This is a genomic window from Agrobacterium sp. 10T429 (assembly GCF_056393925.1).
Window position 1 is genome coordinate 64,597 of sequence record NZ_JBFTGV010000009.1, and the last position, 13,126, is coordinate 77,722.

Sequence of the window (13,126 nt, forward strand, 5' to 3'; positions counted from 1 at the left end):
TAGCCGAATTTTACCATTTCACTTTACGCATTAGAATATCGAGAAGTTCTTTCAAGCCATAAGCTGCATGACGCAGAATATTCCCGCCATTGAGGCATGTCTTTCCCATTATTTTCCAAGATGAGCCGAATGGGCACATCTGGTTCCAAGGACGTGTAGCTTGCCCAAAAAAACCAATCTCATGACGCGCATTCTGTTTGCGGCGTCATCGCTTGTCGTCGCCGCTTTTGCCGGCTTTTCCTTCTATATCGACAGTCTTCAGCACCAGGTGACGACGCAAGCCGTGGCGGAAAATATCGATTCGTCCGGCAAGCAGGCAGCGCAAAGCATCGCCAACTGGCTGAACGGGCGCATCATGCTGACCGAAACGGTTGCGAAGACGCTCGCCAAGCTCCCAGATGACGACGCCAAGCTGCAGTTCCTCCAGAACGACGTGCTGACGGCTCAGTTCATGTCCACCTATTTCGGCAATGCCGAAAGCGGCAGTTTCACGACTTTCCCGAAATTGCCATTGCCGGAAGGCTACGACCCGCGCAAGCGCCCCTGGTATCTGGACGCCGTCAAGGCCGGCAAGCCAGTACTGACCGAGCCCTATAGCGATGCGTCGACCGGCGGCCTTATCATCACTGCCGCCATTCCCGTGTCCATCGACGGCAAGCTGGCCGGCGTGACGGGTAGCGACTTCTCGCTGGATTCGCTTGTATCGATGATCAAGTCGGTGGATGCCGGCAAGGATGGATACGCCTTCCTCGTCAGCAAGGACGGCAAGATCCTCATGCATCCCGATGCGAAATTCGTCGACAAGCCGCTGACCGATCTCTTCAAGGTTGATACACCGGCAATTTCTTCCGCGATTTCGCAAACCGAGATCGACGGCAAGGGCAAGATCACCAGCTTCATTCCCGTCGCCGGTCTGCCCTCGGTCGATTGGTATCTCGGTTTCGTTGTCGATTCCGACGTCGCCTACAGCGCGATCGGCCAATTTCGCCTCGCGGCAACCATCGCGACAATCCTTGCCGCCGCGATCATGATCGCCCTGCTGGCAACCGTTCTCAGCCGTTTCATTGTTCGCCCCGTCACGCAGATGACTGCTGCCATGGAAAGGCTTGCCGCCGGCAATCTCGATGTCGCCATTCCCGGCCAGGAGCGCAGTGACCAGATCGGCTCGATGGCTGCGGCGGTTGCCGTATTCAAATCGAACGCCACGGAACGTCTGCGTCTTGAAGGCGACGCCGAACAGAACCGCACGCTTTCCGAACAGGAGCGCAACGACCGCGAACGACTGGCGGCGAAAGACGCGGCCGACATCCAGTTCGCAGTCGATTCGCTGGCAAAGGGACTGACGCACCTTTCGAACGGCGACCTCAACTACCGGATCGAGACACCTTTCGTGACCCGCATCGACCGCTTGCGCGACGACTTCAACAACTCCGTCGCCAAGCTGAACGTTGCCTTGAGCACAGTCGGCCAGAATGCACGCGCAATCGATGCCGGTGCTGGAGAAATCCGCCAGTCTGCCGACGATCTGGCCAAGCGCACCGAGCAGCAGGCCGCCTCTGTCGAGGAGACTGCGGCCGCGCTTGAGGAAATAACCACGACGGTCAAGGATTCCGCCCGCCGTGCCGAAGAGGTAGGCCGTCTGGTAGACCGCACGCGCAACAATGCCGAGCAGTCCGGCATCATCGTCGAGGACGCTGTTCGCGCCATGGAAGGCATCGAAAAATCGTCGTCGGAGATCAGCAACATCATTGGTGTGATCGACGAAATCGCCTTCCAGACGAACCTGCTTGCGCTGAATGCCGGCGTGGAAGCCGCCCGCGCCGGTGAGGCAGGCAAGGGTTTTGCCGTCGTCGCACAGGAAGTGCGCGAGCTTGCCCAGCGCTCGGCAAATGCCGCGAAGGAGATCAAGACGCTGATCAACGCCTCAACATCGCAGGTGCAATCCGGTGTCGATCTCGTCGGCAATGCCGGCAAGGCGCTGGAAACCATCGTCCGCGAAGTCCAGGAGATCAACCGCCACATCGACGCCATCGTAACGTCGTCGCGCGAGCAGTCCACCGGACTTCAGGAAATCAACACCGCCATCAACACCATCGATCAGGGCACCCAGCAGAATGCCGCCATGGTCGAAGAACAGACTGCGGCAAGCCATGGCCTCGCCTCGGAAGCGGCGGCACTCAACGAATTGCTTGCGCAGTTCCAGCTCGCCACGGCAACGCGGCGGCAGGCTGAATATGGGCGTGCCGCGTAGAGCGAGAATAGCTCACTGGTGAGACAATCGCACCGTTACCCCGGATCCAGTCCGGCATGACGGAGGAGACGTTTCAGTCTTCATTATGGCCGGAGCGATCCGGCCATTTTTCTTGTCCGCACTGAGCGAGCTAAAAACCCTGTTCACGCCACTCACACGATCAGCTAGAGCTTGATCGATCATGATTTGCGGAGGGATCTATGCTGGATTTGATTTGGCGCGGTATTGCCATGGGGGTGGGTGGCACCGTGTTTATGGATATATGGGCGATTGTGCTGCACCGGTTTTTCGGCCAGTCCGCCCCGAACTGGGCACCGGTCGGCCGCTGGTTCTGGCATGTGCCGAAGGGCACGATATTCCACGATTCTATCGCGACGGCCGCACCTTACGAGCATGAACTGGCGCTCGGCTGGGTCTCGCATTATGCCGTCGGCATTCTCTACGGCATCATTCTCGCCCTGATAGTGCCGGCCTCGTGGTTTTCAGAGCCTTCCTTCATTCAGCCTTGGATCGTGGGCATCGTCACGGTCGGCGCGGGCTGGTTCCTGCTGCAACCTGGCCTCGGCATCGGCTGGGCGGCATCGAAGACGCCGAACCCGAACAAGGTTCGCTTTCTCAACCTCGTCGCCCATACGATCTTCGCGCTTGGCATGTTTGCCGTGGCGCTGTTGATGCGCTGAATAACAAGGGGGCTGAAAAGCCCCCTTGTTCATTTGATTCTCAGATATTCGCCGAGAAGGTGTCGCAGTCCTCGACGCGTCCGTTCTGGAAGCCGCGCTTGAACCATTCCATGCGTTGCGCCGACGTGCCGTGGTTGAAACTGTCAGGCACCACATATCCTTGGGTCTGCTTCTGCAGGGTGTCGTCGCCGATCTGGTGGGCAGCGTTGAGCGCTTCCTCAAGGTCACCGGTTTCCAGAATGCCCTTCTGTTCGGTGAACTTGCCCCAGATACCGGCATAACAATCGGCCTGAAGCTCAACACGCACCGACATCTTGTTGGCATCCACCTGGCTCATGGACTGGCGGCGGCGGTTGAACTCCGGCAGGACACCGGTCAGGTTCTGGACGTGGTGGCCCACCTCATGCGCAATAACGTAAGCCTGCGCGAAATCGCCAGACGCGCCGAAACGCTTGTCCAGTTCACTGAAGAAACTGGTGTCGAGATAGACCTTGCGGTCACCAGGGCAATAGAACGGGCCGCTGGCCGCAGAGGCAGAACCGCAGGCAGACGCAACCTGCCCGGAAAACAGCACAAGGGTCGGTTTCTGATAGGTCTCGCCGGCGGACTGGAAAATGCCGCTCCACGTATCTTCCGTCTCAGCCAGCACGGTGCGCACGAAAGCCGTCGTCTCGTCGGACGATTGGCCCTGCGGCCGAGTGCCCGCCTGCTGGCCGGATTGCTGCGTGGTACCGCCCCCATCCAGTGAAATGTCTCCGCCCGAAAGCAGCGTCAGCGGATTGATGCCAAGCACCCAGCTGATCAGCAGGATCAGCAGAAGACCGCCAATGCCGATGCCGCCGCCGCGGCGCCCGATCGGCACGCGCATTCCGCCACGCGAAAAAGGATCGTTGCCGGACGGCCCCGATCCCGCCGACATGCCGCGCCGATCCTCGATATTGTCCGACTGGCGGCGCCCTCTCCATTCCATGCTTTTCTCTCCGCAAACGTCGCCTCAACAGGCAACCTTATAACGGCACTATAATACATCTTGTTCCGGAAGAAAGCGGAGGTGGGTGCATTCGTTCAGGAGGTTCGCCGCCTTTGCGTGAAGACGGTCAGAGACAGCAGGGCAAACACGAACACGCCCGCGAAAAGCACCACAAGACCCGGCTGACCGTCACCGAAAGCAACCTCGTGAATGATCCGCCCCGGAACGAAGGTGAAACCGCCTGCGATGACGATACCGCCGAGATAAACACTCTGCATGATCCTCATATGGCGCCTGATTTCGCCCCTGCGCGCGAAAAGGACCGATTGCAGACAGCCATATATGGTGAGAACCGATAAAAGATGGATCGGGCTGAAACCGTAAAGCATCCTCAATTCATGGATGAAGAAGGTCGAAACGGAGGTCATGACCATCAGCGTCACCCAGATCCTGCCGAGTAGCCGGTGGATGGCGGTTCCTTTTGGGCGAAGGAAAATGAAGGCACCGAGAATCGCGGCCGGAACAACGGTGGCGACATGGAATTGCACGGCAAGCGGTGCGTCTAGCAAAGGCTGGAGTGACATGGTGAAGCGTTTTGACCCGGTTGAAATTATCGCTAACTTCGGCAAAACATGCGCGAAAGAAAAACGCATTGGCGTCAACCGCAGGAAAACTTCGTGGATCACCTCTCTTTGCAGTCCACGCTTCGTGAAATGCACGCCATCCTGCAATCGCGCAGACTGTGGCTGACCTTCCTTGCCATATTGGCGATCTTCATTCTGACCGGCCCTTTCGGGACAAGTGAGACCATGAGTTTCGCCGACCGGCTGCTTTACTGGACAATCGTTCAGGCTGGCGCATGGACGTTCGCAATATCCTTTTCCATCCTCGCCAACACCATCCTTGCCAGCAGCATTGAAAATATGCTGACACGCATGATGATCGGCTCGCTGACGGCAGCCCTGCCCATCGGGCTGCTGCTTTCCATCATGAACCAAATCTTTTCCGGCAGGGAAATGGGTTTCGCTGCCTTTCTGAAAAGCAGCCTGTCGGCCCTGCCGCTCTGCGCCATCTTTTGCCTGCTGAGCTACCTCACGGCCTGCCAGTCACGCGCAACGGCAACGGATGCCGTTGCGGACCCGAATGGAGATGCCAAAGGTGAGGTGAAAAGCATCGCGCCGCTGCTGGAGCGGCTGCCGCCGCAAAAGCGCGGAGAATTGCTGCGGCTGTCGGTGCAGGACCACTATACCGAAATCGTCACCACGCGCGGCCATCAGCTCGTTCTGCTGCGTTTTGCCGATGCGCTGAAAGAAATAGGCCTCACGGAAGGCTTGCAGGTGCACCGTTCCCACTGGATTGCCATTTCCGACGTCGTCTCGTTGCGTAAACAGGCTGGCCGTCTGCACGTCATTACAAGAGACGGCTCGGAAATACCCGTCAGCCGCTCCCATAGCGCGGCCGTGCAGGCCCGTTTCGCCGCGCATACACCGGCGGGTTAAGAGTTTCTGTCGATTCCGGAATTTATGGGGTTCCGTTCTCAAAAACATTTGCCTATAAGCCGCTTCTAGCCTGAAAACTTTGAATTGCGCGCCCCGGCCGGTGATCTTTCACCCTGGCTGGTGTTTTGCGCAACCAAAACGCGGAACGAGAGAGCCATGCCGAAGCGCCAAGATATCAAGTCCATCCTCATCATTGGCGCAGGACCGATCGTCATCGGCCAAGCATGTGAATTCGACTATTCCGGCACCCAGGCCTGCAAGGCGCTGAAGGAAGAGGGTTACCGGGTCATTCTGGTCAACTCCAACCCGGCCACCATCATGACCGATCCGGGCCTCGCCGACGCAACCTATGTCGAGCCGATCACCCCGGAAGTCGTTGCCAAGATCATTGCCAAGGAACGCCCGGACGCGCTGCTTCCCACCATGGGCGGCCAGACCGCGCTCAACACCGCGCTGTCCCTGAAGCGCATGGGCGTTCTCGACCGCTACAATGTGGAAATGATCGGCGCCAAGCCCGAAGCCATCGACATGGCTGAAGACCGCGCCCTCTTCCGCGAGGCCATGGCTCGCATCGGCCTCGAAACGCCGAAGTCCATGCTGGCCAACGCCACTGAAATCAAGGACGCCGACCGCAAGAAGCACGAAGCTGCCCGCGCCGAACTCAAGGCGAAGCTTTCCGGTGCGGAACTGGACAAGGCGCTGGACGATCTGGAAAACCAGTGGAACCTTGGCGAGACCGACCGCAAGCAGCGTTACATGGCGCATGCGATTGCAATCGCCGCCCAGGCGATCGACCATGTCGGCCTGCCCGCCATCATCCGCCCGTCCTTCACGCTCGGCGGCACCGGCGGCGGCATTGCCTATAACCGCTCCGAATTCTTCGACATCGTCTCGGGCGGCCTCGACGCTTCGCCGACCACCGAGGTGCTGGTCGAAGAATCTGTTCTCGGCTGGAAGGAATATGAAATGGAAGTGGTCCGCGACACCGCGGACAATTGCATCATCATCTGCTCCATCGAAAACATCGATCCGATGGGCGTCCACACGGGCGACTCGATCACGGTTGCGCCAGCACTGACGCTGACCGACAAGGAATACCAGATCATGCGCAACGCCTCGATTGCGGTGCTGCGTGAGATCGGCGTGGAAACCGGCGGCTCGAACGTGCAGTTCGCCGTCAACCCGAAAGACGGCCGCCTCGTCGTCATCGAAATGAACCCGCGCGTTTCGCGCTCGTCTGCTCTCGCCTCCAAGGCGACCGGCTTCCCGATCGCCAAGATCGCCGCCAAGCTCGCCATCGGCTATACGCTCGACGAGCTGGAAAACGATATCACCGGCGGCGCGACGCCTGCCTCGTTCGAACCGTCGATCGACTACGTCGTCACCAAGATCCCGCGTTTCGCCTTCGAGAAGTTCCCGGGCGCCTCGCCGATCCTCACAACGGCCATGAAGTCCGTCGGTGAAGTCATGGCCATCGGCCGCACCTTCGCAGAATCGCTGCAGAAGGCGCTGCGCGGCATGGAAACCGGCCTCACCGGTCTCGATGAAATCGAAATCCCCGGCTTTGAAGAGGGCGAAGGCTCCAAGAACGCCATCCGCGCCGCCATCGGCACACCGACGCCGGATCGCCTGCGCATGGTCGCCCAGGCGCTGCGCATGGGAATGACGGAAGAGGAAGTCCACGAAAACTCGAAGATCGACCCTTGGTTCATCGCCCAGTTCAAGGCAATTGTGGACATGGAAGCCCGTGTCCGTGAGCAAGGCCTACCGCAGGACGCAGAGAACCTGCGCATGCTCAAAGCCATGGGCTTTTCCGACGCCCGCCTGGCAATTCTGACGGGCAAGCGCCCAAAGGAAGTGGCCGAACTGCGCAACAGCCTCAATGTTCGCCCGGTCTTCAAGCGCATCGATACCTGCGCGGCAGAATTCGCCTCGCCCACCGCCTACATGTATTCGACCTATGAAATCCCCTTCGTCGGCGCCGCCCGCTCTGAAGCGCAGGTTTCCGACCGCAAGAAGGTCGTCATCCTCGGCGGCGGTCCGAACCGTATCGGCCAGGGCATCGAGTTCGACTATTGCTGCTGCCATGCTGCCTTCGCGCTGAAGGATGCAGGCTTCGAAGCGATCATGATCAACTGCAACCCGGAAACGGTTTCGACCGACTACGACACCTCCGACCGCCTCTATTTCGAACCGCTGACGGCCGAAGACGTGATCGAGATCATGCGCGCCGAACAGGAAAAGGGCGAACTGGTCGGCGTCATCGTGCAGTTCGGCGGCCAGACGCCGCTGAAGCTGGCCGAAGCGCTGGAAAAGAACGGTATCCCGATCCTCGGCACCGCGCCTGACATGATCGACCTTGCCGAAGACCGCGACCGTTTCCAGAAGCTGCTGATGAAGCTCGACCTCGCCCAGCCGAACAACGGCATCGCCTATTCGGTTGAACAGGCGCGCCTCGTCGCTTCGGAAATCGGCTTCCCGCTGGTCGTGCGTCCGTCCTATGTTCTGGGTGGCCGCGCCATGCAGATCATCCATTCGGAAGGCCAGCTCCAGACCTATCTGCTCGATACGGTTCCGGGCCTCGTGCCAGAGGACATCAAGCAGCGTTACCCGAACGACAAGACCGGCCAGATCAACACCCTGCTCGGCAAGAACCCGCTTCTGTTCGACAGCTACCTGACCAACGCCGTCGAAGTCGACGTCGATGCACTGTGCGACGGCGAAAACGTCTTCGTTTCGGGCATCATGGAGCACATCGAAGAAGCCGGTATCCACTCGGGCGACTCGGCCTGCTCGTTGCCTTCCCGTTCGCTGAGCAAGGAAACCCTCGACGAGCTGGAACGCCAGACGACGGCGCTTGCAAAGGCGCTCAACGTCGGTGGCCTGATGAACGTTCAGTACGCTATCAAGGACGGCACGATCTACGTTCTCGAAGTCAACCCGCGCGCCTCGCGCACGGTGCCCTTCGTTGCAAAAACCATCGGTGCGCCAATCGCCAAGATCGCTGCCCGCGTCATGGCCGGCGAAAAGCTTGATGCGGCGATTGCCGCTTACGGCAAGAAACCCGACCCGCGCAACCTGAAGCACATCGCCGTCAAGGAAGCCGTTTTCCCGTTCGCCCGCTTCCCCGGCGTCGACATTCTGCTCGGACCGGAAATGCGCTCGACCGGCGAAGTCATCGGCCTCGACACCGATTTCGCACTCGCCTTCGCCAAGAGCCAGCTCGGCGCCGGCGTCGACCTGCCGCGCTCCGGCACCGTCTTCGTCTCGGTGCGCGACGACGACAAGGACCGCGTATTGCCCGCAATCCGTATTCTGGTCGAGAGCGGCTTCAGGGTACTGGCAACCGGCGGCACCCAGCGTTTCCTTGCTGAACAGGGCATCAACGCCGAGAAGATCAACAAGGTGCAGGAAGGTCGTCCGCATATCGAAGACGCCATCCGCAACCGGCAGGTCCAGCTGGTCATCAACACCACCGACAGCAACAAGGCGATTTCCGACTCAAAGTCGCTGCGCCGCGCAACGCTGATGCAGAAGGTGCCATACTACACTACGATGGCCGGTGCCGAAGCAGCAGCCCTTGCCATCAAGGCGCTTAAGGCCGGCAACCTGGAAGTGAAGCCCTTGCAGAGCTACTTCCTGTAAAATCAGCCGACAACGAAGATCATGGAAACGCCGCGGGTCATGCCTGCGGCGTTTTGCATTGTCTCACAAAAAGCTCAAAAGCCTCACGCCGCCAGGGCTTCGCGCACGCAATTGCGCCCATCCGTCTTGGCTCGGTAAAGGGCGCGGTCCGCCATTTCCGCCAGGGTCTGAAGATCGCAGCGCATATCTCCGCTGGTTGCGACGCCGATGCTTATCGTCACGCCGACACGCAAACCGCCGCAATCGACTTCGGTTATCGCAATCGCATCGCGAATGCGTTCTCCGATTATGCAAGCCTTTTGAACACCGGCACCCGGCAGGAAGATGATGAACTCCTCGCCACCGTAACGCGCCAGCACGTCACCACCGCGTATGCTGCCGCCGATACGCTTCGCCACTTCCTGAAGAACGCTGTCGCCGACGGCGTGGCCGAAGCGGTCGTTGATTGATTTGAAGTGGTCGATATCGAGCAGCATCGCCGCATCGTTGGGACCCGGCACCGCCGGCATGGCCTGGAAGAAAAAACGACGGTTCTTGACGCCCGTCAAAGGATCGGTGTTGGCGAGAACCAGCAATTTGCGCTCTGACCGCTCGGCTACCAGCATCATCACGAACAGCGCAATGGCGAAGTTCAACATGATGATCAAGAAAAACGCATTGACCAGATCGATGGCGGCGTATTGGGGCAAAAGCACGCTCTTTGCCACCGACAACGAAATCAGGCCGGAAATACCCGCAATCGCGCCCAGCGCGAAGCGGGACAGGAGTGGCTCCTTGCGCCACCGCGCAAAAAGCCCGCCCGCTCCCGCAAGATAGGCCACAGCCGCACAACCGTTGAACAGGGCCGCACGATAAGCGTTATTGTCAGCCACCTGCTGTGCAAGGACAATTGCCAGCAAGGCAATCAAACAGACAGCTGATACTGTCCCCCTGCTGGCAGCACGTCCATCGCTCACGATTTTCAGGCCAAGCCAGATCAGCGCATAACCCACAATACCGAAGACGATGCTGCCGAATTGCCACAAGGCCGGAGACATTATTCCCCATTCGCCGTACCCAGCGAGCGTGGAGCCGGCAGCCATGGCTGCGAAGCCTGCTGCAAGAGCTGTCGGGCCGTGCAAACCACGATTTGTGAGCTTCAGATATATAAAACTCAGCATTCCAACAATGTAAGAACACTTTTGCATCAGTATCACTGTTGCAAGATCTAGCTCGCCGAGCATCATACATCCACGCAATGAATAAATATAAATATCTTAGTTATAGTATAAAGTATAAAATTTCAATAAAAATAACCAATAAACAAAAATTTAATCATATCGATGAAGACATCGATGATCATCCAATATAGCGTAGCAACACACAAAGCAGTCTATTAGAATAATCTTATAAAATCAATTTCATTCCTGAAATTCTGCATTTCCGCCTCCTTCTGCTGCGAGTCGGGAAGGCGAAGAAGATAGGAAGGGTGCACCGTGACAAAAAGCGTCCGCTCCCCCTGCATCGGTATCGGGCGACCCCTAACCTCGGAGACCTTTTCCTTTCCGCCTGTCAGCGCATAAAGCGCAGTTGCACCCATGGCAACGATAAGCTTCGGCCGTACCAGCTCGATTTCCTTGTTAAGCCACCAGCGGCATTGCTGCACCTCGCCCGCATCCGGTCGCTGGTGAATGCGCCGCTTGCCGCGGGCCTCGTATTTGAAGTGTTTGACGGCGTTGGTGACATAAAGCTTTTTGCGGTCAATACCGGCTTCAACCAATGTCCGGTCGAACAGCTGACCAGCGGGACCGACGAAAGGTTTTCCGGCAAGATCCTCGTGATCTCCCGGCTGTTCCCCGACGATCATCACTTTCGCATCCTCAGGTCCAATGCCGAACACCGTCTGCGTTGCCTTGCAATGTAGGGCGCAGCGCGTGCATTGGCCAGCCTCCCGCGCCAATGAAGCGAGCGTACCGTCTGGCGCCGGTGGCGGCTCTTCACGCGCCGAGGCCGCGGCCTGCAGGCGGTGATGGAATGGTTGCGGCTGGCTCGCAGCCTTTGCCGCCATCTCCAGCACCCGCGCCTCGGCACCAAGAACGAGACCTGGAATAAGCTCGGCTTCCGGCAAATTTTTCCAGTATTTCTTTGGCATCTCTGCCGTCATCGCTTTTATCTTCAGACGCGCCGGATTGAATATGTTGGCATAATAGGTTCGCCACAGCTCGTCCGTTTCATCCGTCAGCTCAGGCTTGGACGCGGCCTGCCGCGATGTCTCCAGCACGTTTCCGTCCCACCGCGCGGAGCCGTTCGGTGTCGCGATCAGCCAGTCCATATCCGTGAACCGCCGCTGGAAAAACGGGGCCGTGCGCTCTACGATGAAGTGATCCGGCTCGAACCATGCGACGAAGCGCCGCCGCCCGCCCTGCCCCTGCGGCAAGGATAATTCCTTGAAGCGAACAAAGGCCGTCATCTTGTGACAATCGCGGCGGACCGATTTTTCAAGCTGCCGGGCTTCGGAAACATCCGCATCGGACTTGAACTGTAACAGGGCGCGATCCCGCTTCAGCCGCCACAGCAACCGGTAAAGCAGTGCGAAACGACCCGGATCGCTATGACAGATAATCGCTTGCGCCAACGTCACGAAGGAGGCTGGAACGGACACCTGCACGTCATCCGCACGGGCCGCCGGCAAAGGCTCTCCGGCAAAATCGAGAAGCCCGGCTTTCTCATCCCGCAACCGCCAGTCAATCGCCTCCGGCGGCACATTGGCGGCGAGAGCCGCGCGCGCCGCATCACGCCACTCGCCGAAATCGCCCCGCCCTTCCAAAACCGGGCCGTACATCACAGCAGCGATAATTGTTCGGGCTGCGGAGCAAACATCGCTCGCAAATCCGGCCGTTCAGTCAGCTTGCCCGGCGTCCAGCCCTCGGCAACGATGAAGGCCTTCACCTTTTTGAGGGAAACGCCGAAGCGGGCAATATCCTCCAGCCGCAACCGTCGAAACCGGCGTGAAGACAGGATCGAGGCGACCGTCTTGGTACCGAAGCCGGGCACGCGCAGCAATATTTCGCGATCCGCCACGTTCACGTCCACTGGAAAACGGTCGCGATTTTTCAGCGCCCAGGCAAGCTTCGGATCTATATCGAGATCGAGCATTCCGTTACCGCCGATCGCGGTTATTTCACCAATGTCGAACCCATAAAAACGATAAAGCCAGTCGGCCTGATAAAGCCTGTGTTCCCGCATCAAAGGCGGCTTGATGAGCGGCAGGTTCTTCGACGAATCCGGAATGGGGCTGAAAGCCGAATAATAGACGCGCCGCAAACCATAGCTGCCATAAAGTCGAGCGCTCGTGGACAGAATGGTGCTGTCATCAGCCCCATCCGCCCCAACGATCATCTGCGTGCTCTGTCCTGCAGGCGCAAAACGTTTGGTCTTTCGCGTCCTGACGGTCGGCTCCCCCGCCTCCTCGATCTTCAGACGGATATCAGCCATCGAGCGGCGAATATTGGCGGGCTGCTTTTCCGGCGCAAAACGGCTGACGCCGCTATCAGTCGGCAATTCGATGTTGATCGACAGCCGGTCGGCGTAAAGCCCCGCTTCCTCAATAAGCTTTGGCGATGCTTCGGGAATGGATTTCAGATGGATGTAGCCGCGAAAGCCATGCGTGACGCGCAGTTCCCGCGCCACCCGCACCATCTCTTCCATCGTATGATCGGAAGAGCGAATAATGCCGGAAGAGAGAAACAGCCCCTCGATATAGTTGCGCCGATAGAACTCCAGCGTCAGCCACACCACCTCCTCGGCAGTAAACCGCGCCCGCTCGACATTGCTCGAAGAACGATTGATGCAATAGGCGCAATCATAGATACAGAAATTGGTGAGCAAAATCTTCAGGAGCGAAATGCAGCGCCCGTCCGGCGCATAGGCATGGCATATGCCCGACCCCTCCGTGGAGCCAAGTCCGCCGGATGCAGCAGAGCTGCGTTTCGTCGTGCCGCTGGAGGCACAGGACGCATCGTATTTGGCCGCATCGGAAAGAATGGCCAGCCGTTGCCTGATTGACTTCTTCATGGCTATGTTCACTATATGTTCTATTGAA

At 58.7% G+C, this 13,126-nt stretch carries 9 protein-coding genes; 4 read left to right on the forward strand and 5 right to left on the reverse strand.

Features of this window, described 5'->3' with window-relative positions:
* Positions 1–160 precede the first annotated feature (160 nt).
* Together mcpU and AC1DCP_RS19315 are read left to right on the forward strand one after the other, a co-directional pair.
* Positions 161–2,251, forward strand: a complete 2,091-nt coding sequence (gene mcpU, locus AC1DCP_RS19310; protein WP_065687158.1) for a methyl-accepting chemotaxis protein McpU — start codon at positions 161–163, stop codon at positions 2,249–2,251.
* A 200-nt stretch (positions 2,252–2,451) separates the two neighbouring features.
* Positions 2,452–2,931 carry a DUF2938 domain-containing protein gene (locus AC1DCP_RS19315; protein WP_112153279.1) on the forward strand — a complete coding sequence of 160 codons (480 nt, stop codon included), beginning with the start codon at positions 2,452–2,454 and terminating at the stop codon, positions 2,929–2,931.
* 40 nt (positions 2,932–2,971) lie between these two features.
* Here AC1DCP_RS19315 and ypfJ read toward each other — a convergent pair whose 3' ends face one another.
* Together ypfJ and AC1DCP_RS19325 are read right to left on the reverse strand one after the other, a co-directional pair.
* Positions 2,972–3,901: a KPN_02809 family neutral zinc metallopeptidase gene (gene ypfJ, locus AC1DCP_RS19320; protein ID WP_003513383.1), complete on the reverse strand. Its 930-nt coding sequence runs from the start codon at positions 3,899–3,901 to the stop codon at positions 2,972–2,974.
* A gap of 95 nt (positions 3,902–3,996) precedes the next feature.
* Positions 3,997–4,485 (reverse strand): DUF2306 domain-containing protein, encoded by a 489-nt coding sequence (locus AC1DCP_RS19325; protein ID WP_065687157.1) that lies wholly within the window; start codon positions 4,483–4,485, stop codon positions 3,997–3,999.
* A gap of 48 nt (positions 4,486–4,533) precedes the next feature.
* Here AC1DCP_RS19325 and AC1DCP_RS19330 point away from each other — a divergent pair, with 48 nt between their 5' ends.
* Positions 4,534–5,400, forward strand: a complete 867-nt coding sequence (locus tag AC1DCP_RS19330) for a LytTR family DNA-binding domain-containing protein (RefSeq protein WP_065687156.1) — start codon at positions 4,534–4,536, stop codon at positions 5,398–5,400.
* Positions 5,401–5,556: 156 nt separating this feature from the next.
* Positions 5,557–9,045: a carbamoyl-phosphate synthase large subunit gene (gene carB / locus AC1DCP_RS19335; protein ID WP_003513392.1), complete on the forward strand. Its 3,489-nt coding sequence runs from the start codon at positions 5,557–5,559 to the stop codon at positions 9,043–9,045.
* 83 nt (positions 9,046–9,128) lie between these two features.
* On the opposite strand, the gene AC1DCP_RS19340 is transcribed toward carB, so the two are convergent.
* The 3 genes from AC1DCP_RS19340 to AC1DCP_RS19350 form a co-directional block, all read right to left on the reverse strand.
* Positions 9,129–10,268: a GGDEF domain-containing protein gene (locus tag AC1DCP_RS19340; RefSeq protein ID WP_112153292.1), complete on the reverse strand. Its 1,140-nt coding sequence runs from the start codon at positions 10,266–10,268 to the stop codon at positions 9,129–9,131.
* Positions 10,269–10,420: 152 nt separating this feature from the next.
* Positions 10,421–11,866 (reverse strand): UdgX family uracil-DNA binding protein, encoded by a 1,446-nt coding sequence (locus tag AC1DCP_RS19345; RefSeq protein ID WP_065687155.1) that lies wholly within the window; start codon positions 11,864–11,866, stop codon positions 10,421–10,423.
* A complete protein-coding gene (locus AC1DCP_RS19350; RefSeq protein ID WP_013636565.1) occupies positions 11,866–13,098 on the reverse strand; it encodes a putative DNA modification/repair radical SAM protein in 1,233 nt (410 codons plus the stop codon). The genes AC1DCP_RS19345 and AC1DCP_RS19350 overlap by 1 nt, the downstream gene beginning before the upstream one ends.
* Between the last annotated feature and the right edge of the window lie 28 nt (positions 13,099–13,126).